The organism is Rhodococcus sp. K11/5 (genome assembly GCF_055193735.1).
The window spans coordinates 2,974,087-2,999,523 of the sequence record NZ_CM143721.1 but is presented as its reverse complement, the minus strand read 5'-3'; the positions used below and the strand labels follow the sequence as shown (position 1 = coordinate 2,999,523).

The 25,437-nt window shown below is 67.7% G+C and carries 20 protein-coding genes, 2 tRNA genes and 1 pseudogene; 7 read left to right on the top strand and 16 right to left on the bottom strand.

The features are described 5' to 3' along the window. Positions 1–84: 84 nt before the first annotated feature. From ACY466_RS14130 to ACY466_RS14105, 6 genes and pseudogenes are all read right to left on the bottom strand, one after another. Positions 85–255: a hypothetical protein gene (locus tag ACY466_RS14130; RefSeq protein WP_463245982.1), complete on the bottom strand. Its 171-nt coding sequence runs from the start codon at positions 253–255 to the stop codon at positions 85–87. A 13-nt stretch (positions 256–268) separates the two neighbouring features. Further along, positions 269–925 (bottom strand): cyclase family protein, encoded by a 657-nt coding sequence (locus tag ACY466_RS14125; protein ID WP_463245981.1) that lies wholly within the window; start codon positions 923–925, stop codon positions 269–271. A gap of 87 nt (positions 926–1,012) precedes the next feature. Next, positions 1,013–1,378, bottom strand: a pseudogene (locus ACY466_RS14120) (hypothetical protein); the annotation flags it as partial. A 541-nt stretch (positions 1,379–1,919) separates the two neighbouring features. Beyond that, positions 1,920–2,486 carry a hypothetical protein gene (locus ACY466_RS14115; RefSeq protein WP_463245980.1) on the bottom strand — a complete coding sequence of 189 codons (567 nt, stop codon included), beginning with the start codon at positions 2,484–2,486 and terminating at the stop codon, positions 1,920–1,922. A 49-nt stretch (positions 2,487–2,535) separates the two neighbouring features. Continuing rightward, on the bottom strand, positions 2,536–3,624 hold the full coding sequence (locus ACY466_RS14110; protein ID WP_463245979.1) for a GGDEF domain-containing protein: 1,089 nt from the start codon (positions 3,622–3,624) through the stop codon (positions 2,536–2,538). 32 nt (positions 3,625–3,656) lie between these two features. Then, complete coding sequence (locus ACY466_RS14105) at positions 3,657–4,730, bottom strand: YihY/virulence factor BrkB family protein (protein WP_463245978.1); 1,074 nt, start codon at positions 4,728–4,730, stop codon at positions 3,657–3,659. 94 nt (positions 4,731–4,824) lie between these two features. On the opposite strand from ACY466_RS14105, the gene ACY466_RS14100 reads away from it, so the two are divergent. After that, complete coding sequence (locus ACY466_RS14100) at positions 4,825–5,511, top strand: PAS and ANTAR domain-containing protein (RefSeq protein WP_463245977.1); 687 nt, start codon at positions 4,825–4,827, stop codon at positions 5,509–5,511. A gap of 9 nt (positions 5,512–5,520) precedes the next feature. Here the strand turns inward: ACY466_RS14100 and ACY466_RS14095 are convergent, their stop codons facing one another. The 3 genes from ACY466_RS14095 to ACY466_RS14085 all read right to left on the bottom strand — a co-directional run bounded on the left by ACY466_RS14095 (position 5,521) and on the right by ACY466_RS14085 (position 11,237). Further along, positions 5,521–6,465 (bottom strand): methionyl-tRNA formyltransferase, encoded by a 945-nt coding sequence (locus ACY466_RS14095; protein ID WP_463245976.1) that lies wholly within the window; start codon positions 6,463–6,465, stop codon positions 5,521–5,523. An 81-nt stretch (positions 6,466–6,546) separates the two neighbouring features. Beyond that, positions 6,547–8,730 carry a maltose alpha-D-glucosyltransferase gene (treS, locus tag ACY466_RS14090; protein ID WP_463245975.1) on the bottom strand — a complete coding sequence of 728 codons (2,184 nt, stop codon included), beginning with the start codon at positions 8,728–8,730 and terminating at the stop codon, positions 6,547–6,549. Between the two features lie 83 nt (positions 8,731–8,813). Beyond that, a complete protein-coding gene (locus tag ACY466_RS14085; protein WP_463245974.1) occupies positions 8,814–11,237 on the bottom strand; it encodes a sensor domain-containing protein in 2,424 nt (807 codons plus the stop codon). 279 nt (positions 11,238–11,516) lie between these two features. Here ACY466_RS14085 and ACY466_RS14080 point away from each other — a divergent pair. After that, positions 11,517–11,590, top strand: a tRNA-Ile gene (locus tag ACY466_RS14080). Between the two features lie 28 nt (positions 11,591–11,618). Here ACY466_RS14080 and ACY466_RS14075 read toward each other — a convergent pair. Beyond that, entirely contained in the window at positions 11,619–13,865 is a 2,247-nt protein-coding gene (locus tag ACY466_RS14075; RefSeq protein WP_463245973.1) for a molybdopterin-dependent oxidoreductase, read from the bottom strand. Positions 13,866–13,923: 58 nt separating this feature from the next. On the opposite strand from ACY466_RS14075, the gene ACY466_RS14070 reads away from it, so the two are divergent. Beyond that, a complete protein-coding gene (locus ACY466_RS14070; protein WP_463245972.1) occupies positions 13,924–14,757 on the top strand; it encodes a serine hydrolase domain-containing protein in 834 nt (277 codons plus the stop codon). Positions 14,758–14,935: 178 nt separating this feature from the next. Then, positions 14,936–15,439 carry a DUF3145 domain-containing protein gene (locus tag ACY466_RS14065; RefSeq protein ID WP_463245971.1) on the top strand — a complete coding sequence of 168 codons (504 nt, stop codon included), beginning with the start codon at positions 14,936–14,938 and terminating at the stop codon, positions 15,437–15,439. Between the two features lie 82 nt (positions 15,440–15,521). Here the strand turns inward: ACY466_RS14065 and ACY466_RS14060 are convergent, their stop codons facing one another. The 6 genes from ACY466_RS14060 to aceE form a co-directional block, all read right to left on the bottom strand. Then, the gene (locus ACY466_RS14060) at positions 15,522–16,955 is read right to left on the bottom strand and encodes an acyl-CoA carboxylase subunit beta (protein WP_463245970.1); all 1,434 of its coding nucleotides are present in this window, start codon (positions 16,953–16,955) and stop codon (positions 15,522–15,524) included. A gap of 130 nt (positions 16,956–17,085) precedes the next feature. Then, complete coding sequence (locus ACY466_RS14055; RefSeq protein WP_463252297.1) at positions 17,086–18,336, bottom strand: KasA/KasB family beta-ketoacyl-ACP synthase; 1,251 nt, start codon at positions 18,334–18,336, stop codon at positions 17,086–17,088. Between the two features lie 8 nt (positions 18,337–18,344). After that, a complete protein-coding gene (gene acpM / locus ACY466_RS14050; protein WP_463245969.1) occupies positions 18,345–18,656 on the bottom strand; it encodes a meromycolate extension acyl carrier protein AcpM in 312 nt (103 codons plus the stop codon). A 178-nt stretch (positions 18,657–18,834) separates the two neighbouring features. Further along, on the bottom strand, positions 18,835–19,752 hold the full coding sequence (locus ACY466_RS14045; protein ID WP_463245968.1) for an ACP S-malonyltransferase: 918 nt from the start codon (positions 19,750–19,752) through the stop codon (positions 18,835–18,837). Between the two features lie 128 nt (positions 19,753–19,880). After that, positions 19,881–21,257 (bottom strand): PucR family transcriptional regulator, encoded by a 1,377-nt coding sequence (locus ACY466_RS14040; RefSeq protein WP_463245967.1) that lies wholly within the window; start codon positions 21,255–21,257, stop codon positions 19,881–19,883. Between the two features lie 38 nt (positions 21,258–21,295). Continuing rightward, positions 21,296–24,175, bottom strand: a complete 2,880-nt coding sequence (gene aceE, locus ACY466_RS14035) for a pyruvate dehydrogenase (acetyl-transferring), homodimeric type (RefSeq protein WP_463245966.1) — start codon at positions 24,173–24,175, stop codon at positions 21,296–21,298. Positions 24,176–24,441: 266 nt separating this feature from the next. On the opposite strand from aceE, the gene ACY466_RS14030 reads away from it, so the two are divergent. The 3 genes from ACY466_RS14030 (at position 24,442) to ACY466_RS14020 (ending at position 25,433) form a co-directional block, all read left to right on the top strand. Continuing rightward, positions 24,442–24,864, top strand: a complete 423-nt coding sequence (locus ACY466_RS14030) for a DUF3052 domain-containing protein (RefSeq protein ID WP_463252296.1) — start codon at positions 24,442–24,444, stop codon at positions 24,862–24,864. After that, the gene (locus tag ACY466_RS14025) at positions 24,864–25,328 is read left to right on the top strand and encodes a peroxiredoxin (RefSeq protein ID WP_463245965.1); all 465 of its coding nucleotides are present in this window, start codon (positions 24,864–24,866) and stop codon (positions 25,326–25,328) included. The genes ACY466_RS14030 and ACY466_RS14025 overlap by 1 nt, the downstream gene beginning before the upstream one ends. 33 nt (positions 25,329–25,361) lie before the next feature. Next, positions 25,362–25,433, top strand: a tRNA-Val gene (locus tag ACY466_RS14020). The last annotated feature ends 4 nt before the right edge of the window (positions 25,434–25,437 follow it).

Genomic DNA, 25,437 nt, shown 5'->3' with positions numbered 1-25,437 from the left:
GCCTGGATGCGCCGGTTCGCTACGACGTCCAGCCTCACCCCGTGTGTCGGGTGAGGCTGGGCGGCAGCGTTTTTGGGGCCGGTTTCAGTCCGGTTCGGGTGGTTCGGGGTTGGGTGGTTCGGGCTCCGGTGGGTCGGGGTCGTAGAGGTATTCGTCGGGGTGGTGGTAGTGGTTGATGCGCCCGGTGCGGGTGCGGTCGAGCCAGGTCGGTGGGTGCCAGAGGGTGCGCCTCGGATCGGGGCACGAATCGAACATACGAGCAAACTGCCTACATGGGCGCACTATCGTCGATCAGGGCGACCGCGCGGACGGGTGAACCGTCGACACCGTCGAGACGCAGGGGGAGTCCGACGAAGGTGATGTCGGAAGAATCGACAGCCGCAAGATCGGTGAGGTTCTCGTAGATCAGCCCACCGGCCCCGAGGAAGACGTCGTGGAACGGCAGATCGATGGCGTCGATGGTGGGGTCGGGACTGAGCAGGTCCATGCCGACGGCGCGTACGCCACGCTCGACCAGACGCGTGGCGATCGCGGGGTCGAGGTACGGATGACGCAGGTAATCCGGCGTACCGAAGTGATCCGACCAGAGCGTGCGAAAGATGACGATGGGCGGCAGGTCCGGATCGCTCAATTCCGTTGCGACCCGACCGAGTTCGATACACTCGAGCGCCGCGAGGCCGGATACGTCCACGACGCGAGCGTGTCCGGAGCACATCGCGAGGTCGACGGCGTCGATGGTCGCTCCGCCGTCGACGCAGTGGGACGGCGCGTCCACGTGGGTACCGCTGTGAGACCCGAGATGCAGTGCGGTGACGGTGAAACCGTTCTCGGCAACGGTTCCCGACGCCTCGAACGCCACCGCCGGATCACCGGGATAGACCTGCATGTCCGGGGTGACGGGGTGGCTCAGATCGATCGTGCGCACGTCGGTGAAGGTACACCGACGAGAGAACGACCGTCGCCGCACCGATCGCGAGGACCGGTGCGGCGACGGCCGTTCCGAGCGGGAGAACTACTTCTTCGGCGGCTGGTTCAGCAGCTGGACGAACGTGCCGGCGTTCGCGGCGGCGGAACCGAGTCCGCCGACGGCGGTGCCGGCGAGTGCACCCGTGGACCCGAGCAGTAGTGCGCCGCCGACGCAGCCGGCCACCGGGCCGGCACCGAACAGGAGGGCAGCGGGTGCGGAGACGACGCCTGCAGCAGCGCCGCCGAGGAGGCAGCCGCCCACGAGACCGGTTGCGCCGCCGATGTATCCGCCGATGGTAGCCGTCGTCGTGATGTTGTCCCGGACGCCGGAGACTGCGGCCGGGAGATCCACGTTCTGCTCGAACGCGGCGGTGGGCGAGGGGGCGACCTCGACGGGAGCGGCGTACGCCGTTCCGGCTGCGGTGCCGAGCGAGGCGATCATGAGTGCCGAGACGACGGCGAGCTTCTTCATCTTCATGGGTGTTCGGGTTCCTTCGCTGTGACTTCACCGAGTGCGAGTCGACCTGTTCGCGACACGAATCGAACGGCCCGTCCTGTGAGGTGTCAATCCGGACAGAACACCCGATTACGTTGTGACGCAGCACAGTTGGGAAGAGTGGGCCATTCGTAGGGGGCGGTGATCGAACCCGTCGTCACGCGAAAGTCGACGGCGCGTCGGCGTTCGCCGTCCGTTCGCAGGCAACCCACGTGCCGTTCATCGATACTCGGGGCCGAGCCCCGGGAGCTGGGCCTATCGACGATGCCCGGTCCCGGCGTCGGGCCGGCGACGAGCGGCCGCGAACGTCCCCGGTGAACGAACGGTGACGGAGCGGTCACCGCAAGCGCGACGAAGGACGCTCAGTCGGACCGCACGACCCACCTGCTGTCGTGTTCACCGAGCCGATGCGCCGAACCGGAAGTCGATCGGCGTTCGTCGTCGCGCCGTCGTGGATTCACTCGGTGTGCACGCGGTGCGCCTGTGTTGCCCGGCCCTGCAGTGCACCCCACAAAGAGAACGCGAGCAGGACGACACCCGAAAAGACGCCCGCGGTGAGGTCTATCCACGCTCGACCGGCGTCCGCGACGGCCAGACCCGCTCCGAGTGCACCGCAGGCGACGAGTGCCCCGCCGAGGACGACGAACATGCGCAGCGACCACACACGCGCCAACACGAGAAAATGAACGCCGACCACGACGGCCACCCAGGCGACGCCGGCCTCGGGCGTGTTCATCGGGCCGGCGAGGAGTCGCACGCCCGCGAACAGCAGGATCACCTCGAGCGCGACGACGAACCAGTACAGGCGGCCGAAGGCGGTGGCGGACGCTCCCGGCGGTGTCCAGGCGGGAAGGCGGACGACGGCGGCGACCACCGCGAGGAACGCGGCAGCACCGACGATGCGCACGGCGACCGACGCGGCGGTCGGGAAATTCGACGAGTTCACCGCGACGAACACGAACCCGAAGGTGGCTCCGACGAGGGAGCCGATCGTGGACGGGGCCATTCGATGCCGCGGGGTCATCGAAACAGTCTGCGTTATCGAGACAGTCTGCGTCATCGGTACTCGGGTGTCAGTGGCTCGGTTTGGCTCGATACATCGCCAGATCGGCCTGCCGGATCAACGCGTCGAGCGCGGGCGGCGACGAATCGGGTGACCAGACGGCGGTCCCGCAGCTCACCGAGATCTGGTCGTCGGTCAGGGCGCGCGAGGCCGCCTCGATCAGATCGGCCGCAGCGGTGGAGTCCGTGTCCGGGAGCACGACGACGAATTCGTCGCCGCCCACTCGCGCCACCGTCCCGCGGTGCCCGAACACTCCCGACAGTTCGCGGCCGACGCGGGTCAGCGCGCTGTCACCGGCGTCGTGACCGGATCGGTCGTTGATCTGTTTGAGCCCGTCGACGTCCAGGAAGAGCACCGTGAGCGGTAGAGCCTCCCGACGGCATTCGTCCAGCACCGTCGTGGCCTCCCGGTGAAGACCGCGTCGGTTCAGCAGCCCGGTCAGATCATCGGTGTGAGACATCGAATCCGCGACCGCGTGCGCCTCCGCGAGGGCGGTCCAGCGTTCGGCGAGGAGGGCCAACGTACGCATGCGGATGTAATGGATCGCAAAGCCCACCACGCTGGTTCGCACCACGGTGGCGGCGAAGGCTCCCGCGCTCACCCCGGGGTCGAACATGAGGGCCAACCCCACCCATGCGGCGTTGGCCACGATCAGAAGCACGACCACGTGGAGGCGTCGTTGCAGGATCGCGGTCGACGCGACGATGGCCAACACCAGCCCGACGGCGGGATAACTCGACTGTTGGTCGTAGTTCGCGATGATCGGGCTGGCCAGAACCATGGCCGACGCCACCGCGGTCACGCGATCCGTACGGCGGTACAGGCGCAGAGCGACGCGGGTGTGCAGCAGCACCCAGACGGTGGCGGCGACACCGGCGGCGACCGGGCCGTAGGCCAGGCGCCACGGCGACGACGCGGTGCCCGTGCTCAGCATGAACACGAACAGTCCGGAGAAGAGGACCGCCACGACGGCGCACAGCGTCGAGAGGCTCTCGATCACGATGACGTCGGACCGGGGGTTGTTCATCGAGAACGCACGCGACCGCCACATGCGCCGGGCCCGACGGGCCGAACGGGCCCACTCGATCACCGTGTGCACCCGTCCACCCCCGTCGCCGACCGGGGCTTATGCTACCGAGGCGAATCGTCCTCGCCGTGAGACATGCGCAACGCCTTTCCGCGTTCGACGTGTTCCCGGTCCGTTTCGGCGTTTTTGTCCGAAACGCGAGTGTCCCGCGGCGGCAGCTGAATTCGATCCTCGGCCTCCATCCCGGACTGGAGCTGTCGACCGCGCTCGAGTTCGGCGTCGAGCTCGGCACCGAACAGCAGCGCGAGGTTGGTGAGCCACAGCCAGAGAAGGAAGATGATGACACCGGCGAGCGAACCGTAGGTCTGGTTGTAGTTGCTGAAGTTCGCGACGTAGAACCCGAAACCGATGGTCGCGAGGATCCAGACCAGGATCGCAAGGCCGGCGCCGAAACTGAGCCATTTGAACTTGGGCTGCTGGACGTTGGGGGTGGCGTAGAACAGGAGAGCCACCGCGAGAATCACGAGCAGGAGCACGACGGGCCACCGGGCGATGTTCCATACGGTCAACGTCGTTTCGCCGAGACCGACCGTGTCGCCGATGGCGGTCGCGATGGGTCCGCTGATCGCCAGCATGAGGGCCGCGAGCCCCAGGCATGTCAGCGCGCCCAGGGTCACGAGCATCATCATGGGGCGCAGCTTCCAGATGGGCCGACCCTCGTCCACCTCGTACATACGGTTCATCGCGCGGCCGAATGCGCCCACGTATCCCGATGCCGAGAACAGCGCACCGAGCAGACCGACGATCAGGGCGAAACCCGCGGTCGGGGCCGCGACGAGCTGCTCGATCGGTCCCCGCAGCGAGTCGACGGCAGAACTGGGGCCGAGGTCGCTGACGATGTCCAGCACCGTGTTCACGGTCCGCTCGCCCTGACCGAACACACCGAGCAGAGACACCACGGCGAGCAGGGCGGGGAAGAGCGCGAGGACCGCGTAGTACGTCAGTGCGGCCGCGAGATCGGTGCACTGGTCCTTACTGAATTCTCGGGCCGTCTTGCGCAGCACTTGCAGCAACGACGGTTTGGTGAGGTCGGTGGGCTTGTCGGGCTTGCGCGGGTCCTCGGGATCCGCGTCACGAGGATCCGGAGATGTGTCGGCGTCGGCGCCTCGGGTGGTCATCGACACCGGCTACCCGGCCCGAGGGGGGCTCGAATCGGTGCGGCTGTGACGGATGTACCGGCAGGCCCCGAGTTCGAGGGCCGGGGGAGGCGGCGTGACCGGTACTGTCTTTCCGGTGCAGGCGCAGAAACCGATGGTCGATGCGGCCGCCGTCCAGTTGCCGGACGTAGGCCGTTTCGTCTACACGCGACGGGACGACACCCTGTGGTGGTCCGATACCGTCTTCACCATTCTCGGCTACCGGCCCGGTGCGGTGGAGCCGTCGCTCGCGCGACTGCTGCAGCACTGCCATCCCGACGACGTGGGCGAAGCGGAGGCCGTCATCGCCCGCACCCTGGACACCGGCGAGAACTGCATGTGCGCCCAGCGGTACCGCACGGTGGACGGCGCCGAACGCAACGTGGTGATCGTGGGTTCGGCCACGGTGGACTCCGACGGCTCGGTGGGCACCGTCGAGGGCTATCTGGTCGACGTCACCGAGGGCACCGAGCGGACCATCAAAGCGCGGATGGACTCCACCCTGACCAGCATCGTCGGCTCCCGCGCGGTCATCGAACAGGCCAAGGGGATGTTGATGATGGGCCTCGGCATCTCGGCCGAAGCCGCCTTCGACCTGCTTGCCTGGCGTTCGCAGATGCACAACGTGAAGGTTCGCGATCTCGCGCAGCGCATCGTCACCGGACTCACCTCGACCGACCTGCCGCCCGACGTTCGCGATGCGATCGGGTCCGTTCTGATGGACGCGCACGGCAGCGCCGCCGACGCCGGCCGCCGGGAGTGAGCAGCGCCGTCAGGGAGCGTCGGTGAAGTAACCGCCCCCGTGGGGGAAGAACTCGGCGGCGGAGAGATCGCGGCCGTCGTCCGTGCGCACCCTGTCGATCACCAGCGCTCGGTTGGTTCCGCGGTGGGCGTGCGGACCGGCGACGATTGCCATTCCGGTCCCCTCGGCGATGAAGACCCGGCCGGGGGTGCCCCCGTAGATCCCCTCCGACACGTGGGCCTCGAGGATGCGGATCCGCTGACCGCGGTAGTGGGTGTACGCGTTGGGGTACGGGTCGGACTGCGCTCGGACGAGGCGGTCGATGTCGTCCGCGGGCCAGGTCCAGTCGATGCGACTGTCGATGTCGGTGCGCTTGTGGAAGAAGGTGCGGTCCGCCAGATTCTGCGGTGTCCACGTCGCGCTACCCGCCTCGATGTCGGCCAGCGCCGCGTGCAGGACCTCGGGAATGAGATCGATCGTGGCGCGCACGAGTTCCGTGGCCGTGTCGCGAGGCCCGATGGGAACCGAGCGCTGCACCAGGACGTCGCCGGTGTCGAGCTCGTCGTCCATGCGGTGGGCGGTGAGGCCCGTCTCGGCGGCCCCGCTGATCAGAGCCCAGATCACGGGGGAGAAACCGGTGAACCGGGGGAGCAGCGAATCGTGCAGGTTGAGCGTGCCGTGAGGGGGAAGATCGTAGATCCCCCGGGGGAGCTTCGTCCGCCAGTTGTTGGCGACGATGATGTCCGGCGCCGCGTTCTGCAGTGCGGCCAGCAGATCTGCGTCGGGTCGCTGCGCGAGGTGAACCGGAACATCGTGGGCTCGGGCGAGATCCTCGACGGAATCGGACCAGATCGTCTCGTAGGAATGTTCGCTCGGCGGATGCGTGACGACGAGGACCACCTGGTGCTCGGACTCGATCAGGGCCCGCAGGGTGGTGTGACCCCAGGTCTGGTACCCGAAGAGCGCGACTCGCATGGTGGTTCCTGTCGTCGATCGGCGTGACGGTCGCGGGTGAGCATAGCCTGCCCTTGGTTCGTGACCGTCACGCCGTGCGGCTCAGCCTCGCAGGACCACCGGGACGCCCTGGTACGGCGCGAGCGTCATGGGGAAACTTCCCAGCTCGTCGACGACGCCCAGATCGGTGTCGGTGAACAGATCGATGACCTGTGCGCCGCCCACGAGGTGCTTGGACTGCACCGTCGCGTGAATCTCCTCGCCGGTGAAGTTGAGCACCGTCGCGGAGATCGACCCGTTCCCCAGCTGATGCACGAGAACCAGGAGGCCCTTGTGCGACACCGACGGAACGTCGAGTTGCTGCGCGGTCGCGATGCCGTAGCGATCGCGGACGTCCAGGATGCGTGAGAGCTGCCGGGCGAAGGACGAGCCGTCCTTCATCTGTTCCGGCAACGACCCGTACAGACTCCGGCCGCGGGGAATCCCGGAATCGGAGCGGGTGGCGTCGGGCGAGTTGTTCATCAGGTCGTGCGCCCCGCGATTGATCCACCGGGTGTCGCCCTCGCGGATGAGCTCCTCGACCTGCTCCGCCGGAACGGGCAGGATTCCACACAGGTCCCAGCCGGAGAGCGCGAACACTCCGGGCTGCAACGCGTTGAACATCGCGAGCAGCAGATGCGCTTTCTTGACGGTCTCGATGTCGTGATCGTCCATGCGATCGAGATCGCGGATTCCCAGGGACGCGGTGATGACCGACGCCGTGGTGCAGGCGATTCCGTTGTTGGTGAAGGTCCGGTTGTACGGGGCCCACCGCCCCGTCAGGCGGTCGGCCAACTCGGCGCGGATCTGATCGCCGAGATCGCTCCCGGTGACCACGTCACCGTTGTAGGAGAACTCGTCCTCCCGGTGCAGAGTCGCGAAGTGCACCAACTCGAAGGTCATCTCGTCGTGGTTCTGCAGCGCATGCACCAACGAGCCGGTGTCGACGCCGTGATCGCGGGCGAGGTTCATCGTCAGACGCAGGAACTCGGTGTTCCCCATGACGAGGGCGTGGTGGTACGCGGGGCGGTTGATGAAGTCGTACGACAGATCGGCGCCGCTGCTGCCCATCGCCTTGATGTCGTCGATCGTCAGGTTCAGCTCCTGGAAGGTGAACCCGCCCATCTTGCGCACCACGCTGGCGATGAGGTGGTTCGCCGCCTCCGAGAGCGGGTGTCCCTCGGACCATCCGGGTCCCTCCGTGCGCCGCTCGACGCCGAGGAAGCCGTTGGCGTCCAGACGTAGGGCTCCGGCACCGAGGTCGGCGATCGAATGGCAGGCGTCGCCGATCACCAGGCGCATACCGGCGAACGAGGGGTCCAGCCAGTTGATGGACGGCTGGCCGGCCTTGAAGTAGTGCAGATAGACCCAGCGCCGCTCGATGCCGTCCACGCCGCGAATGATCGGCGTCGCGCTCCAGTTGGTCTCCTTGACGCCCATCTCGTAGAAGATGACGCGCTGCAGCTGTCCGACGATGTATCCGGCGCGGGCCAGATTGGCCTCGGCCTCGGCGTCGATGTTCACCGAATCCTGGCCGCCGCGCACCCGGGGGAGCAGGTGCCAGTCCTGCGGCTCGATCTCCACCATGTGGTAGATCCCGGGGTAGTCGGCCACCGCCATCTCGGCCAGGCGGAAGTCGGCTCCCTTGCCGGTGTGGCCCGGCACGATGTCGTCGATGACGATGCCCTCGTAGGCCGCGGCGACCACGCAGAGCCGGCGGAACTCCTCCTCGGACCCGAAGGCGGGGTCGATCTGCATGCTCACCCGGTCGAAGTGGCCGTCGACCGAGGGGGTGGCGTGCCACCCGTGCAGGCCGCCGGCCTCTTTCACCGGGCCGGTGTGCACCGCGGTGATGCCGATGTCCGAGAACGTCTGCCACAGACCCTCGTCGCCGAGAGTGCCGAGGAAGCTCTGTCCCGGTGAGGCGATGAGCGAGATGGGGTACGCCGTGAACCAGACCGACGCGCGTTCGACGGCGCTGCGTGGATCGGGGTCCGCGTACGGGTTCTGCCACATGCTGCCCTTGCCGGACAGCTGCTCGGCGATGAGCTTCGCGTCGTGCAGCATCGACCGTTCGCGCAGCCAGGAGACGTACTCCGGGTTCGAGGCGTCGGCGTCACCGCTGGGAAGCGGGGCGGCGGTGCGGTAGGCGCGGCGCACCGAGGGCTTCAGCGGACGCGGACGCGCCGGGTAGAAGTTCTCGTCGTACGTGATCTCGCTGGGCTCGTGCTGAACTTCGGGATCCAATGTTCCTCCGCCTTCGTCAGTACGCGGTGCCGGGTTGCCGATATTCCGGCGAGCCCAGCCTACGCACGACGGTGCGAGGTGGATCAGCCTGCGCGGCGCTCGAGCAACATGGAGGTCAGTTCCTCCGCGGACACCGGCGCGGCGAGCAGGAATCCCTGCGCCAGATCGCATCCGCTGTCTCGTAGCCGATCCAACTGATCCTGCGTCTCGACGCCCTCGCCGACCACGGCCACGTCGAACGCATGGGCCAGCGACACGATCGCGGACACGATGGCCTCGGGGCGTCGGCCGGGCATCGCCTGGATGTAGGTCTGATCGATCTTGAACGCCTCGATCACCGGGTAACGGCTGAGGTAGGTCACCGAACTGTGCCCACTGCCGAGGTCGTCGAGCAGGATCGACACGCCCATGGAATGAAGCTCGGTCAGGGCGTCCCGCACCTGTTCGGTATCCGCGAGCCACACCGTCTCGGTGATCTCGAGCCCCAGCCGCCCCACGGGAAGCCCGGTCGCGGCGAGAATCCGCGCGACGCTGTCCACGAAATCGGGTTGACGAAGCTGAAGCGCGCTGACGTTCACGCGCACGCCGATGTCGGAGATGCTCTGCCACTCCGCGGCCTGCTTGCAGGCAGTGTGCAGGGCCCACAGCCCCAGTGTGTTGATCTGACCGGTGCGCTCGGCGATGCGGACGAACGTCTCCGGACTCACCGGGCCGAGGGTGGGATGGCGCCACCGCGCCAGCGCTTCGACCGAGGTGATGCGGCCGGTCGCGATGTCGAAGATGGGTTGGTAGGCCAATGTCAGGATGCGGTCGTCGAGCGCGGACCGCAGGTCCGCGGACAGCGTGAGCTGATTGCGGCGATGCTCCCGGTCGTCGGTGTCGAACAGAGCCACCGCCCCGCGACCGGTCTCCTTCGCGCGGTACATTGCCACGTCGGCGCGCCGAATCATCTCCGTGCCGTCGACCAGACTGTCGGTGAGGGCGACGCCGATACTCGCGGTGATGCGAAGCTCGTTGCTGGCCACCACGATCGGAGCGCGAATCGCACTGGCGTAGGCGCGGGCGATGGCCAGCGACTGGGCCGCGTCGGTGACGTTCTCGCACACCGCGACGAACTCGTCGCCGCCGAGACGCGCAACGGTGTCGCCCGGCCGGGTCGCGCGCGTGAGGCGATGGCCGAGGGCGACCAGCGCCGAATCTCCGGCCTCGTGGCCCAGACCGTCGTTGATGGATTTGAAGTCGTCGAGATCGAGAAGCATCACGGCGGTGGTGCTCGCGCGCCCCGCGGCACGGGCCATCGCGGACTCGATGCGGTCGTAGGCCAGCGCCCGGTTCGGGAGTCCGGTCAAGGGGTCGCGAAGGCTGCGGTACCGCAGCTCTGCCTCCACCCCGACTCGGTGCACCGCTGCGGACAGCACGTCGCAGATGGTGTCCAGTACGAACGTGTCGAGCATCGGCACGTCGGACGCCGTCGGATCGACGACCTCCTCGACGGGCGACCCGGCGAGTACGCCGGAGACATCTGCGTCGGCCGGGGTCGATGCGGACAGGGACGAGATCGACGCGAGTGGTTGCCGGTCGGGGGACAGGTGCTTCGGAGCGACGTCCAGAACGGTGAGGACGCCCCACGGCTGTCCCGTTCCGTCGATGGGGACGGAGATGGCGTTCCGGACGCCGGCCTCGACGAGATCGGACACGTCGAACCTGATCTCGGCGGCCGAACCGGCCCACACGATGCGCGACGCGGTGCGCGCGGCGTACGCGACGATCGACCGCGGGCCCGGAGTGGTCAGGTGATGCGGATCGGCGGGCTCGCTTCCCGCGACGGTCTCGAGGGTCGTGGGGGCGTGGTTGGCCCTGGTGACGAATGCGTGGCGCGCGCCGAGCAGTTCGGCAGCCGCATCCGTTGCGGTCGAGAGCAGATCGTCGATGTGGCCGCGCAGAGCGAGCTGGCTCAGCTCGGCCACCGCGCGTTGCTCCGCGACGCGAAGAACGGACGCATCGAGTGCACTCTGCAGCCGAGAATCCTGGTCGGCGGCCGCGGAGGCGCGGCTGTGCAATGCGATCACGGGAGCGGAATCGTCGTCCTGGCCGTGAACGGCGAACGCTGAAGCGGACACGGGTAGCTTTTCTCCGTTCGATCGGCGAAGCAGCCGGGCCTCACCCGTCCACGTCCCGTCGGCGCGTACCGACGTCAACATCTGTTCCACGGTCTCCGGGAAGACGGGCTCGAACACGTCGGAGAGTGTCGCGACGCGGTCCGCCGCGTCCTCCTCGGACGTACCGAACAGACGGGCACCCGCGGCGTTGACGTACACCACGACACCCTGCAGATCCGTGACCAGCACGACGTCCGCCGCCGCTTCGAACGCCGACACGAACGCGTGCGGATCAGGCCGACGCACGGACCGCGTCGCTGCGCCGGGCGACACCGAGAGCAGTCGACCCTCGTCCGATTCGATCGGCGCACCGTCGACCGGGTGCGCGTCGTCTCGTGCAGATGTCATCCCCGGTGCCTTCTGATCGGTCTGCTCGAGACCCTTCCTGTCGCGCCGATCGGACTCGAGTGAACCGATCGACACAAATATTCCCTGTAAACAAACTCTGAGTACAAAAGATAGCAGATTGGCAGGAGTGGGGACCGGAAGCGTCGGAGCTCGGGCGGCCGGCTCGCACATCTGCAGGCGCCGAGGTGCGACACGGCACCGCACGCGTCGCAGGTACTGTGTGCCTCGCGTGCTGTGTCCGTCGCGTGCTCTGTCGCGGGCACGTTGCGTTCCGCACAGGGGGCGGTAGCTCAGTCGGTTAGAGCCGTGGACTCATAATCCATTGGTCGCGGGTTCGAGCCCCGCCCGCCCCACAGTTGCCGGCCGGTCGATCGACACCGATCAGCCGATGGTCTGCAGTTCCACCGGAACACCGTTGAGGACCGCGTTTCCGGAGATGCCGTCGAGCCGATCGGGGTCCGTCAGATCGTTCGCGCTCACCCCGAGGACGTCCCTCGCGACGGAGAGCTCCACGCCCGGCCTCGCGTGACCGAAGCCGTGGGGCAACGAGACCACACCCGGCATCATCGTCTCGCTCGAGGACACCTCGACGACGACCGACCCCGCCGCCGACGTCACCCGCACGGCGTCGCCGTCGGCGATGCCGCGCGAGTCGAGGTCCCCGGGATGAACGAGCAACACGTGCCGGGGCTTGCCCTTCACCAGGCGGGGTGCGTTGTGCATCCACGAGTTGTTGCTGCGAACGTGGCGTCGGCCGATGAGCATCAGGTCCGCTGCCCGGATCGGCGTGGACTCGCCGGCGAGCACCGTGCGCAACGTATCGATGTCGGTCGTGATCACCTCGTGCATCAGCGAGATCCGCTTGTTCTTCGTCAGCAGTTTCCCCGGCAACCCCGGTCGCAGCGGACCGAGATCCTTGCCGTGCGGCTCGAAGGTCAGCGCACGAACCGACAGTCCGCCGCGGGCCCGGCGCAGCAACACGTCGACGGTGCGCGTCGGGGACAGTCGCAGGCGTGCTTCGCGGATCAGCGAGGCGCGGTCCAGGCGGCCGAGGGTCCGGGCGCGCACACCGGAACGACGCAGAGCCAGATACCGCAGTCCGAGGTCGCGGAAGATCTCCCAGTCGTGCCGACTGCCGTCGGGCTTGGGCACGACGGCGCGGTTGAACTTGGTGGTGTTGCGCACGCCGAACGTGGAGAAGATCAGGTCGTAGTGATCTCGCTCGAGCGCGGTGGTGGACGGAAGGATGACGTCGGCATGACGGGAGGTCTCGTTGACGTAGATGTCGAAGGACACCATGAAATCGAGGGAGGCGAACGCGTCGTCGAGTCGCGCGCCGCCGGGCATGGACAGCACCGGATTGCCCGACGCGACCACCATGGCGCGAATCTGCCCCGGCCCGTCGGTGGTCATCTCGTCCACCAACGTCGACGACGGCAGCTCGCCGCTGAACTCCGGCAGATCACGCACCCGGCTGCGCCACTTGTCGAAGTGGCCGCGCCCGCTCACCTTCGCAGCGATCAGATCGATCGCGGGATCGGTGAACAGCGTGCCGCCGACGCGGTCGAGGTTGCCGAGCGCGATGTTGAGAACGTGGATCGCCCACTGACAGACGGTGCCGTACTTCTGCGTCGACACGCCCATGCGTCCGTACACGGCCGCGGAATCGGCCGCCGCGAGGTCACGCGCGAGCGAGCGGATGGTGTCCGCGTCGATGCCGACGGTTTCGGCGACGGCGTCGGGGGTGAAGTCGGCGACCGCAGCGGCCACGGCGTCCATGCCGTCCACGTACTCGGCCGGCCGGGTGAGACCTTCGGCGACGACGGTCTCGATCAGGGCGAGGAGCAGGTAGGCGTCGGTGCCGGGGCGGACGAACAGGTGGGTGTCGGCGATGTCCGCGGTCTCGGTGCGTCGCGGATCGACCACCACCATGCGCCCGCCGCGGGCTCGGAGGTCCTTCACTCGACGCCCGAAGTCGGGGACGGTCATCATCGACCCGTTCGACGCCATCGGGTTGGCTCCGAGGACGAGGAAGAACTGCGTTCGGTCGATGTCCGGAATCGGCTGGCGCAGCTGGTGGCCGTAGAACAGCATGTTCGTGAGCTGGTGGGGAAGCTGATCGAGCGACGTGGCCGAGTAACGGTTGCGGGTGCGAAGCATCGACAGGAACGCGACCCCGTGCGTCATGGCACCGAGGCTGTGCACGTTGGGGTTTCCCGCGTAGACCCCGACGGCGTCCGCGCCGTGCTCGCGTCGGACGTCGGTGAGGCGGCGGGCGACCAGGTCTATCGCGTCGTCCCAGGACATCTCCTTCCATCCCTCGGGCGTGCGGCGCACGGGCCGGCGGAGACGGTCGGGATCGGTGTGGATGTCCACCAACGCCGTGGCCTTGGGGCAGATGTGCCCGCGCGAGAGGGGATCCTTCTTGTCCCCGCGGATCGACGTGACCTCGTCGCCCACCACGGTGACCTCGATGCCGCACATCGCCTCGCAGAGAGTGCAGGTGCTGTGCTTGACGATGCCGGGCTTCGCTGCGGTCGGCTTCGCGGTGTCCGACGTCATGGTGTCCGACGTCATGGTGTCCGACGTCACTGTGCCCGGCGCCACGGAGGTGTGCTTCTCGGTCATCGCCTCACGCTAGTGCACCGTCGCCTGGGCGGGGTTCGGAACTCGTAGGGTGTGGACCATGACCGAGGACTGCTTCGCCGCCCTGGAATCCTGGCCCGTACCGGCGGTCTCGGCCGCGTTGGTGACGACGTCGGGTGGATCTCCCGCGACCCGGGCCCGATTCGGCGATCCGGCGCGGGTGCAGGAGCTCGCGTCGGTGACGAAACTGCTGGTGGCCTACGCGGCTCTGGTCGCCGTCGAGGAAGGGGCGATCGAACTCGACGAGCCGGCGGGGCCGTCGGGTTCGACGGTTCGGCATCTGTTGGCCCACGCGTCGGGCACGGCGTTCGGCGAGCGCACGGCGGCGGCCGAGGTGGGAGCCAAGCGAATCTACTCGAGCGCCGGTTTCGAGATGCTCGCCGATCACGTCGCGGAGCGCACCACCATCGACTTCCCCACCTACCTGCACGAGGCGGTGGCGGTTCCCCTCGGAATGTCGTCGACCGTGCTCGCCGGACCCGCGGGACACGGGGCACGGTCCTCGCTCGGGGACATGGAGGCGTTCGCGGCCGAACTCCTGAGCCCTCGATTGGTGTCGGCGGGGCTTCTCGCGGAGGCGACGACGGTGCAGTACGACGGTCTGGCGGGAATTCTTCCCGGGTACGGGTCGCAGCGACCCAACGACTGGGGATTGGGTTTCGAGATTCGCGACGGCAAGGACCCGCACTGGACGGGGACGCAGAACTCGCCGGGAACGTTCGGTCACTTCGGGCAGTCGGGAACGTTCCTCTGGGTGGATCCGAGCATCTCGGCGGCCGCCGTGGTGCTCGCCGACCGCGCCTTCGGGGACTGGGCGAAGCCGTTGTGGACCGAGCTGGGGGACGTGTTGGTCGCGGAGGCCGGCTCGGCCTGACCCGACGGACGCACCGGCTTGTACCGCGACGCGCTGTCGAATCACTGCCGACACACCGAGAGACTGGTGTAACAGGGGCAACTCGAGGCACACTGGTGACCGGTAACGGAAGTCGCCGGGCACACAGCAGGCAGAGGTCGTTGGGGAAGACGTCCCTCGTCGAAGCTGGAGGCCAACGATGACTGCACTGAACCAGTTCGCGGAAGCGACGACGGGTGTCGTCTACATCCACTCGTCGCCCGCCGCGCTGTGCCCGCATGTCGAATGGGCGTTGTCCGACGCTCTCGACTGTCGGGCGAATCTGAAGTGGACGGCCCAGCCGGCGTCCGACGGGCAACTGCGCGCCACCACCGATTGGGGTGGTCCGGTCGGCACCGGCAGCCGACTCGCGAGCGTGCTCCGGTCGTGGCAGATGCTTCGCTTCGAGGTGACCGAGGACGCGAGCGCCGGCGTCGACGGAGAACGGTTCGCTCACGTTCCCGGACTCGGCCTGTGGCACGGAACCACCAGCGCCAACGGTGACGTCGTGGTGGGGGAGCAGCGGCTCAAGACGATTCTGGCGCGAGGCGCGGCCGGTCTGGCCGGCGAACTCGAGTACGCCCTCGGCACGGCGTGGGACGAGGAACTCGAGACCTATCGCCTGGGCGGGGTCGGCGCAGAAGTGACTTGGTTGGCCAGTTAGTTCGCGCCTGGTTGGCCAGTAAGTTCGCGTCGGTTCTCGTATCGGTGTGCCCGTTCACGAACGGGCGCACCGATACGTGTTCCTACAGCGGGATGTTCTTGTGACGCCCGCGCCGCACGGGAGCGTCGGCCAGCGCCCGTGTGATGGTGCTGCGCGTCAGTGCCGGATCGATGACGGCGTCGACGACGCCGATGCCCACGGCCCGCTCGACACCGCCCGCGATGGCCTCGTGCTCGGCGGTCAAGCGATCGTGCAGGGCCTCGCGCTCGTCGTCGGGGGCCGCTGCGAGAGCCTTCTTGTGCAGGATGCCGACTGCCGCCTTCGCGCCCATCACGGCGACCTCGGACTCCGGCCAGGCGTACACCGCGGTCGCACCCAGAGCGCGTGAGTTCATCGCGATGTAGGCGCCGCCGTAGATCTTGCGGGTGACCAGCGTGACGCGAGGGACGGTGGCCTCGGCGAACGCGTGCAGCAGTTTCGCCCCGCGCCGCACGACGCCCTCCCACTCCATGCTGACGCCGGGAAGGTAGCCGGGCACGTCGACGACGACCACCAGTGGGATACCGAACGCGTCGCATAAACGCACGAAGCGTGCGGCCTTCTCGGCGGACTCGGAGTTGAGGCACCCGCCGAGTCGGATGGGGTTGTTGGCGATGACGCCGACCGAGCGCCCGCCGAGGCGGCCGAGGCCGGTGACGATGCTGCGCGCCCATCCACCCTGGAACTCCTCGAAGGACGATTCTCCCTCGACGTTGTCGAGCAGCTCGTGGATGACCGGATGCACGTCGTACGCGCGACGGTTGGACTCGGGGAGCAGGGCCTTGAGGTCGGTGTCGCCGTGGAGAGCTGCGCCGAGGTCGAAGGTGCCCTGCTCGCAGAACATCGAGACCAGGCGGCGGCCGCGGGCGAAAGCGTCGAGCTCGTCGTCGGCGACGATGTGGCAGACGCCCGACTTCTTGAAGTGCGTGTCGGGGCCACCGAGAGAGTTCATGTCGACCTGCTCGCCGGTGACACTGCGAACCACGTCGGGTCCGGTCACGAAGACCCGGCCCTCGGGGGCCATGATCACGACATCGGTCAGGGCGGGACCGTAGGCCGCGCCGCCGGCGGCGAAGCCGAGGACCACGGAGATCTGGGGGATGGTTCCGGATGCGCGGACCATGGCCTCGAACACCAGGCCGACGGCATGGAGGGCTTCGACGCCTTCGGCGAGACGGGCGCCGCCCGAGTGCCAGATGCCGACGACGGGGGCGTCCTGCTCGAGGGCGATGTCGATGGCGGAGACGATGTGCTTGCACCCGTCGACACCCATGGCGCCGCCCATGACGGTGGCGTCGGAGCAGTAGGCGATGGTGTGGACGCCGTCGATCTCGCCCGACGCGGCGAGCACGCCGGACTTGTCACGAGCGTGCAGAAGCGAGGTGGTGCCCGCGTCGAAGAGTCGATCGAGGCGGGCGAGGGGGTCGCGCGGATCGGTGGCCGAAGCGTTGCGCGTATGCGGAGCGAGGACAGTCATCACGATCTCCTTCTGCGGCCACCCGTGTCGGGCGGGGGTGGCACGAGCGGGGACCCACGGCCTCGGCCGCAAGTCCCCGCTCGCACCGGGTGCGAACTTTCGGTGCACGACGCACCGGCGAGTCGGTGTGTCAGTACCGACCGAAGGCGAGCGCGACGTTGTGCCCACCGAACCCGAACGAGTTGTTCAGGGCGTACTCGAACTCTCCGCGACGGGCCTCTCCCGAGACGACGTCGAGGTCGATCTCCGGATCCTGGTTCTCGAGGTTCAGCGTTGGCGGAACGATCCCGTCCCGGAGGCTGAGAACCGTGAGAACCGACTCGAGGGCACCGACGGCACCGATCGAGTGGCCGAGGGCCGACTTCGGTGCGTACACCGAGGCGTGCGTGCCCACGGCGGCCGTGATCGCCTTGGCCTCGGCCGTGTCCCCGATGGGGGTGGCCGTGGCGTGCGCGTTCACATGTCCGATGTCCGCTGCGGTGAGGCCGGCGGTCTCGATGGCCCGACGCATGGCGCGCGCCGCTCCGGTGCCGGCGGGATCGGGTGCCACCAGGTGGTACCCGTCCGAGGTGATGCCGGCGCCGAGGAGGCGAGCGTGGATGGTCGCGCCGCGAGCCTTGGCGTGCTCCTCGGATTCGATCACCATGAGCGCCCCGGCCTCGCCGAAGACGAAGCCGTCGCGATCGGCGTCGAACGGCCGAGAGGCCGCCTTGGGATCGTCGTTGCGGGTGCTCATCGCACGCATCATGGAGAAGCTCGCGATGGGCACGGCGTCGATGAAGCCTTCGACGCCACCCGTGACCACGACATCCGCATCGCCCATGACGATCATGCGCCAGGCGTGGGCGATGGCCTCGGAACCCGACGAGCACGCGGACACCGGCGTGATGACGCCGGCGCGAGCGCCCAGATCGAGCCCGACGACCGCCGACGGTCCGTTCGGCATGATCATCTGGACCGAGAGGGGAGAGACCTTGCGGTAGCCACCCTCGCGCATCTTCTTGTCGGCGTCGAGAAGCGCGTCGCCGCCGCCGAGGCCGGTGCCGATGGAGACGCCGAGGCGTTCCTGGTCGACCTCGGGGGAGCCGGCGTTCTTCCAGACTTCCTTGCCCAGCACGTACGCCATCTGCTCGACGTAGCTCATGCGTCGTTGCTCGACTCGCGAGAGCAGGGTCGACGGATTCACCGCGAGGTGGCCGCCGATCCGAACCGGGAGGTCGTACTCGGTGATGAAGTCGTCCTCGAGTACGCCGATTCCGCTCTCGCCGTTGAGGAGGCCCTTCCACGTCGCGTCGACGTCACCGGCGATGGAGGTGGTGGCCGCCATGCTGGTCACGACGACGTTGCGGAAGCTCCCGTTGGCGGTGCTGGGCGTGGTCACGGTCGTGCTCACGCGCCCGGGGAGTCGCTCTGGTTGTCGAGCTTGGCCTTGATGGCCTCGGCTGCCTCGGGGTTCTCGGCTTCGAGCTTCTGGATGTAGTTCACGGCGTCACCGACGGTGCGCAGGCTGGCGAGATCCTCGTCGGGGATCTTGACGCCGTACTTGTCCTCGGTCTGGACGGCGATCTCCACCATGGAGAGCGAGTCGATGTCGAGGTCGTCGACGAACGACTTCTCGACGGTGACCTCGGACGGCTCGATGCCGGTGACTTCCTCGATGATCTCGGCGAGACCGGCGATGAGTTCTTCCTGCGTGGCCACTGAGTGGCTCCCTTCGATTGAGAAACTGCGTTGGTTCCGCGCGCCACTGAGGCGCGAAGTGCAGATCGGGTGAATTGCGCGTGCTTGCTGGTGCAGCAACCGGGTACGAACCCGGTGTCGCCGCGCCCGGGTGGGCGCGGCGCACGACGCACAGCCCGGGTGGGCTGCGCGCAGTAACCTAACCGACCGATACCGGGACGGTCAGGCCGGAGACGTCCTCCGGGGTCTTGAGGGCGACGGCCGGGGTGCCGCGCATCTCGCGCTTGGCGATGCCGACGAGCGTGCCGGCCGGGGGCAGCTCGACCAGCTGGGTGACCTCGGCGGCGCGCAGCGTGGCGGTGCACAGGTCCCAGCGGACGGGGCGCGTCACCTGCGCGGCGAGCTTCGCCAGGGCGTCGGCGCCGGAGGTCACCGGGCGGCCGTCGTGGTTGGAGAGCAGTTGCCTGGTCGGCTCGGACGGGGTGATGCGCGCCGCGGCGGCCACCACGGCCTCCTGCGCCGGTGCCATGAAGCGCGTGTGGAACGCGCCGGCGACGGGCAAGGATCGCACCCGTGCCTTCTCCGGCGGGTTCTCCGCGAGCTCGGCGAGCGCGGTGAGCAGTCCGGCCGCCACGATCTGGCCCGCTGCGTTGCGGTTGGCGGCCTCGAGGCCGAGTTCGGTGAGCCGTTCGAGGACGGCTTCCTCGTCGCCGCCCAGGACGGCGGACATGCCGGTGGGCTGGAGGGCGCACGCCCGCGCCATCTCGGCTCCGCGGACGGCGGCGAGGGACACCGCTTCGTCGGCGGTGATCACGCCGGCTACCGCGGCTGCGGCGAGCTCGCCGACCGAGTGTCCGGCGACCACCATGTCGTCCGGCACGCGACCGGAGTCGGCGACGTTCTCGAACGCCAGGAGGGCGGTCGCGACGACGAGCGGTTGGGTCACCGCGGTGTCGGTGATCTCCTCCGCGGTGGCGATGGTGCCGAGCCGCCGCAGGTCGAGGTTCGACGCGGCGGACCAGTCGGCGAGCCGCTGTGCAGCCCCCGGAAGATCGAGCCACGGCGTCAGCATGCCGGGTGTCTGTGAGCCCTGTCCGGGCGATAGCAACGCAATCACGGCTCTAAGAAAACACTGTGAACCCCCGTCCGAGAGATGTTCTACGCGATGAACCTCACGGTCACGATTTGTCAGAACCCTACAAAACGCCTGGACGCTCACGCTGATCGCTGGGGGGTCAAGAATTGTTACTGTATGAGATTGCCAAATGTTCCTGCTGTGACAGTTGTGATCGATGACCTAGTTTCGTTATGAGATTGCGTCAACCGACCCACTGTTGCTGCGACTCGAAGGACGTACGCGTCCCGCGCGTTGGTGGGGTCACGGCCCGTCACCTCGGCTATCCGCTTCAGGCGGTACCTCACAGTATTTGGATGAACAAACAGTGAGCGCGCACAGGTCTCGACGGCTCCGCCGCAGTCGAGATAGGCGTCGAGAGTGTCCGACAGCGACGAACCGGCAGCCGACAGCGGGTGCACGATGTGCTCGTTCAACGACGACACCGCAATGGTGTCGCCGAGCAGCGCACGCTCCGGAAGCAGCTCGCCCGCGTGGACGGGTCGCGGCGCACCGCGCCATCCCACCACCGCTGCCATACCCGCGAACGCCTCGACCGCGCTGCTGTGTGCGGCGCCGAGCGTGCGCGTCGTCGGACCGATCACCACCGGATCGTCCGAGAAGTTGACGAGCAGATCGTGCACGAACGCCTCGCTCGACGCGTCACCGGACAACCGGCCGCTGACCACCATGACCAGACGCGTGCCCTGAACGACCGCCAGGGCGGCTCGGTCGTACCGCTGGGCGACGGTGTGCACCGTCCCCACCACGGACACGCCCTGGTTCGGCGGCGGCGACCCCACCAGCACGGTGGCCGGTGCCGTGGCGTCCCAGTTGAGGGTGGCCGCGCGCGAGAGCATGTCGGAGCCGGTGTCCCCGCGGACCACGGCGTCCACGACGAGGGCCTCCAGCCGGGTGTCCCACGCGCCGCGCGATTCGGCGGCACTCGCGTACACCGACGCGGCGGCGAAACCGAGCTCGCGGCCGTACCGCAACACGGCCTCGGTCAACGCGACCAGCTGCTGATCGTTGCGAGCGAGAGCGGGCAGCCACTGCTCGAAGAACTCCATGGCGACGCGCACCATGTCGACGGTCTGACGCAACGTCAGTCGGCGGGCCAGGTCCTGCGGGATCACCTGGAACGCGTCCAGACTGAACCGGATGTCGCTCTCGGGGTTCTGCAACCACTCGAGGAAGTTGACCACCGCGGTCTGCACCAACATCTGCACGCTGGCGCGCTGGGACGCATCGAGATCGCCCACGAAGGGGAGTTGGTCCTGCATCTGGGTCAGTGCCTCGGTCGACAGACGCGAGGAGAACTGCTTGACCCGCCGCAGCAACGCGTCGGGCAGGGGGACGCGTTGCTGTTGGGGGCGACGAGGCGTCGTGCCGGACTGGTGTTGTTCGACCGCCGCTCGCCGCAGTTCGCGCAGACGCTCGTTGTCGCTCGCCCGTTCCGACTCGTCGGGAGACGAACTCTCGGACGGATCGGAACGGGCGTCGGTCATGACGACGAACTTACGCGGGTGTTACCGCGCGAGGTCCGTCACGCCACGCCGGGATCGGCGTGCGACACGGGTGCGGCGAGCACGTTGTCGATCTCGTACCGCTCGGCCGCTTCGACGGCCTTGTCGGCATCGACCTCGCCGGCCCGCGCGAGCGCGGACAGAACGGCGACGACGATCGACTCGGCGTCCACGTTGAAGTGGCGACGCGCGGCCGGGCGGGTGTCGGAGAAGCCGAACCCGTCGGTGCCGAGCGTCGTGTAGTCGCCCGGGATCCACTGCCGGATCTGATCCGGAACGGCACGCATCCAGTCCGATGCCGCGACGAACGGACCCTGCGCGTCCTTCAGCTTCTCGGTCACGTAGGCCACCCGCGGCTCGTCACCGGGGTTGCGCAGCGCCTGTGTCTCGACGTCCACACCGTCACGACGCAACTCGCCCCACGAGGTGACCGACCAGACGTCGGCGGACACACCGAAGTCCTCCTGCAGCAGTTCCTGTGCGCGCAGGCCGGACGGCATGCCGACGCCGGAGACCAGAATCTGCGCCTTCGGACCGTCCCCACTGCCCTTCTGGAACAGGTAGATGCCCTTGAGCAGGCCCTCGACGTCGAGATCCTCGGGCTCCGCCGGCTGCCGGTACGGCTCGTTGTACAGGGTGATGTAGTAGAAGATGTTCTCGCCGCCGAAGCCCTCCACGCCCTCGGTGCCGCCGAACATGCGCCGCAGACCGTCCTTGACGATGTGGGCGATCTCGAAGGAGAACGCCGGGTCGTAGGCCACGGCCGCCGGGTTGGTGGACGCCAAGAGCAGCGAGTGGCCGTCGGCGTGCTGCAGTCCCTCGCCGGTGAGGGTGGTACGGCCCGCGGTGGCGCCGAGGACGAAGCCACGTGCCATCTGGTCCGCGGCCGCCCACAGGCCGTCACCGGTCCGCTGGAAGCCGAACATCGAGTAGAAGATGTACAGCGGGATCATCGGTTCGCCGTGCGTCGCGTAGGACGTGCCGACCGCGGTGAAGGACGAGGTGGAGCCCGCCTCGTTGATGCCCTCGTGCAGGATCTGCCCGGTGACGTTCTCCTTGTAGGCCAGCATCAATTCGGCGTCGACCGAGGTGTAGAGCTGGCCGTTGCGGTTGTAGATCTTCAGCGACGGGAACCACGAGTCCATACCGAAGGTGCGGGCTTCGTCGGGAATGATCGGCACGACGCGGTGCCCGATCTCCTTGTCGCGCAACAGTTCCTTGAGCACGCGGACGAGCGCCATGGTGGTGGCGACCTCCTGCTTGCCCGAGCCCTTCATGATCGACTTGTAGGTCGAGTCCGGCGGCATGGGCAGCGGCTTCGCCGAGGTTCGACGCTCGGGGACGAAGCCACCCAACGACTTTCGCCGATCCAGCATGTACTGGATCTCCGGGGCGTCGTTTCCGGGGTGGTAGTACGGGGGCAGGTACGGATCCTTCTCGAGCTCTTCGTCCGAGATGGGAATGTGCTGCGCGTCGCGGAAGGCCTTGAGGTCGTCGAGCGTCAGCTTCTTCATCTGGTGCGTGGCGTTACGGCCCTCGAAGTGCTTGCCCAGGGTGTAGCCCTTGATGGTGTGCGCCAGGATGACCGTCGGCTGTCCCTTGTGCTCCATGGCCGCGGCGTAGGCGGCGTGCACCTTGCGGTAATCGTGGCCGCCACGCTTGAGGTTCCAGATCTCGCTGTCGGACAGGTCCTTGACCAGTTCCTTCGTGCGCGGATCGCGACCGAAGAAGTGGTCGCGCACGTAGCTGCCGTCGTTGGCCTTGTACGTCTGGAAATCGCCGTCGGGCGTGGTGTTCATGAGGTTGACGAGTGCGCCGTCACGGTCCTTGTGCAGCAACGAGTCCCACTCGCGGCCCCACACGACCTTGATGACGTTCCAGCCGGCGCCGCGGAAGAACGATTCCAGTTCCTGGATGATCTTTCCGTTGCCGCGCACCGGGCCGTCGAGGCGCTGAAGGTTGCAGTTGACGACGAAGGTCAGGTTGTCGAGACCCTCGGTCGCCGCGACGTGTGCGAGACCGCGCGATTCCGGCTCGTCCATCTCGCCGTCGCCCAGGAACGCCCAGACGTGCTGATCGGACGTGTCCTTGATGCCCCGGTCGTCCAGGTAGTGGTTGAAGCGGGCCTGGTAGATCGCGTTCATGGGTCCGAGACCCATGGAGACCGTCGGGAACTCCCAGAAGTCCTGCATCAGACGCGGGTGCGGGTACGAGGGCAGGCCGCCGCCGTCCTCGGCGTGGCTGTACTCCTGGCGGAAGCCGTCCATCCGCTCGGCCGGGATGCGGCCCTCGAGGAAGGCGCGGGCGTAGATGCCGGGGGAGGCGTGGCCCTGGATGAAGATGTGGTCACCGCCGCCGGGGTGATCCTTGCCGCGGAAGAAGTGGTTGAAGCCGACCTCGTACAGCGCGGCCGACGACGCGTAGGTGGAGATGTGGCCGCCGACGCCGACTCCGGGGCGCTGTGCGCGGTGCACCATGATGGCCGCGTTCCAGCGGATCCAGGCCCGGTAACGGCGCTCCATCGACTCGTCGCCGGGGAACCACGGCTCGTTCTCGGTGGGGATGGTGTTGACGTAGTCGGTCGACGTCAGCGCGGGAATGGCCACGCGCTTCTCGCCGGCGCGTTCGAGCATGCGCAGCATCAGGTACCGAGCGCGCTGCGGTCCGGACCGCTCGAGGAGCTGGTCGAAGGACTCGAGCCACTCGTCGGTCTCCTCGCCGTCGATGTCGGGGAGGTAGGACGCAACGCCCTCGCGAATGACACGAACGCGACCGTCCGACGTGCTGCTCCGCGCAACGGCTCCCTCCTCGCCCGCAACTCCGTTGGTAGCCGATGTACCGCTACGGTCTTCCTTCGTCGAATCCGACAACGTCACTACTCCTCGATGTGGCGGGCACATGGTGGTACGCCCGGTCCAGTGCGGGTCGGCCGTGTGACGGTGACCCGCGTGTGCTTCATGGGTGATCGTCGTCAATTCTGCCGCATCGGCGTCGGGTTGGTGCACATGGTCGCTGATTGGGTATGCGTGAAATCAATGCAACGTCGATCCGAACCACACAAACCGCCGCGTCGGCTTGCGCTGGGGCGCCGGACACTGTTCGCTTTGACTACTGCACACTTGGCGTGACTGCACGCCGAGTACATCGATTGAAGGAGGACCCCACCGTGGTCGCCGCGGCGGACGCCCAGAACTACGCCCAGAAACTGGGAATCACACACGACATGGTTGTCCAGGAGCTGGGGTGGGACGAGGACACCGACGACGAGCTGCGGGCGGATGTCGAAGACACCATCGGTGGTGAAACGGCAGACGAGGACTCCGACGAGGTCATCGACGTCGTCCTCCTGTGGTGGCGCGACGGTGACGGAGACCTGGTGGACGCCCTCATGGACGCCATCACGCCTCTCTCCGACGACGGCTTCGTGTGGGTTCTCACCCCCAAGACCGGTCAACCCGGCCACGTCGAACCCAGCGAGATCGCGGAGTCCGCACCCACGGCAGGTCTCACGCAGACCTCCGCTGCGAACTTCGGGACCTGGTCCGGGAGTCGGCTGGTCCAGCCCAAAGCCAACCCCACCAAGCGCTGATGACCATCGACGTCGGAACGGTCGCGCCGGATTTCACGCTGAAGGACCAGAACAATCAGCCGGTGTCCCTCTCGGACTATCGCGGGGTGAAGAACGTTCTGCTGATCTTCTATCCCCTCGCGTTCACCGGTACCTGTCAGGGCGAGTTGTGCAAGGTGCGTGACGAACTGCCCAAGTTCGAGAACGACGACACCGCGGTGCTCGCGGTCTCCGTCGGCCCGCCGCCGACGCACAAGATCTGGGCGGCGGAGCAGGGGTACACGTTCCCGCTGCTGTCCGACTTCTGGCCCCACGGTGCCGTCGCCGAGGAATACGGCGTGTTCAACGCCGATCTCGGGTTCGCCAACCGTGGAACCTTCGTCATCGACACGGACGGAATCGTCCGCTTCGCCGAGATGATGGGTCCCGGTGAAGCCCGTGACCAGGGCGCTTGGGAGACGGCTCTGGCCACGCTAGATTCGTAGATCGCGAACCCCGCCGATGTCGGCGGGGTTCTCGGGCGTATAGCTCAGCGGTAGAGCTCTGGTTTTACACACCAGCGGTCGGGGGTTCGAACCCCTCTGCGCCCACTCG

What these genes read in the sequence shown, in the direction of transcription:
- ACY466_RS14095 (WP_463245976.1), bottom strand. Translation starts at nt 6,465, where the DNA reads ATGCGAGTCGCGCTCTTCGGGTACCAGACCTGGGGTCACACCACCCTG.
- ACY466_RS14025 (WP_463245965.1), top strand. Translation starts at nt 24,864, where the DNA reads ATGACCATCGACGTCGGAACGGTCGCGCCGGATTTCACGCTGAAGGAC.
- aceE (WP_463245966.1), bottom strand. Translation starts at nt 24,175, where the DNA reads ATGTGCCCGCCACATCGAGGAGTAGTGACGTTGTCGGATTCGACGAAG.
- ACY466_RS14075 (WP_463245973.1), bottom strand. Translation starts at nt 13,865, where the DNA reads ATGACCGAGAAGCACACCTCCGTGGCGCCGGGCACAGTGACGTCGGAC.
- ACY466_RS14040 (WP_463245967.1), bottom strand. Translation starts at nt 21,257, where the DNA reads ATGACCGACGCCCGTTCCGATCCGTCCGAGAGTTCGTCTCCCGACGAG.
- ACY466_RS14060 (WP_463245970.1), bottom strand. Translation starts at nt 16,955, where the DNA reads ATGACTGTCCTCGCTCCGCATACGCGCAACGCTTCGGCCACCGATCCG.
- ACY466_RS14105 (WP_463245978.1), bottom strand. Translation starts at nt 4,730, where the DNA reads ATGACCACCCGAGGCGCCGACGCCGACACATCTCCGGATCCTCGTGAC.
- ACY466_RS14065 (WP_463245971.1), top strand. Translation starts at nt 14,936, where the DNA reads ATGACTGCACTGAACCAGTTCGCGGAAGCGACGACGGGTGTCGTCTAC.
- ACY466_RS14085 (WP_463245974.1), bottom strand. Translation starts at nt 11,237, where the DNA reads ATGACATCTGCACGAGACGACGCGCACCCGGTCGACGGTGCGCCGATC.
- ACY466_RS14130 (WP_463245982.1), bottom strand. Translation starts at nt 255, where the DNA reads ATGTTCGATTCGTGCCCCGATCCGAGGCGCACCCTCTGGCACCCACCG.
- ACY466_RS14115 (WP_463245980.1), bottom strand. Translation starts at nt 2,486, where the DNA reads ATGACCCCGCGGCATCGAATGGCCCCGTCCACGATCGGCTCCCTCGTC.
- ACY466_RS14070 (WP_463245972.1), top strand. Translation starts at nt 13,924, where the DNA reads ATGACCGAGGACTGCTTCGCCGCCCTGGAATCCTGGCCCGTACCGGCG.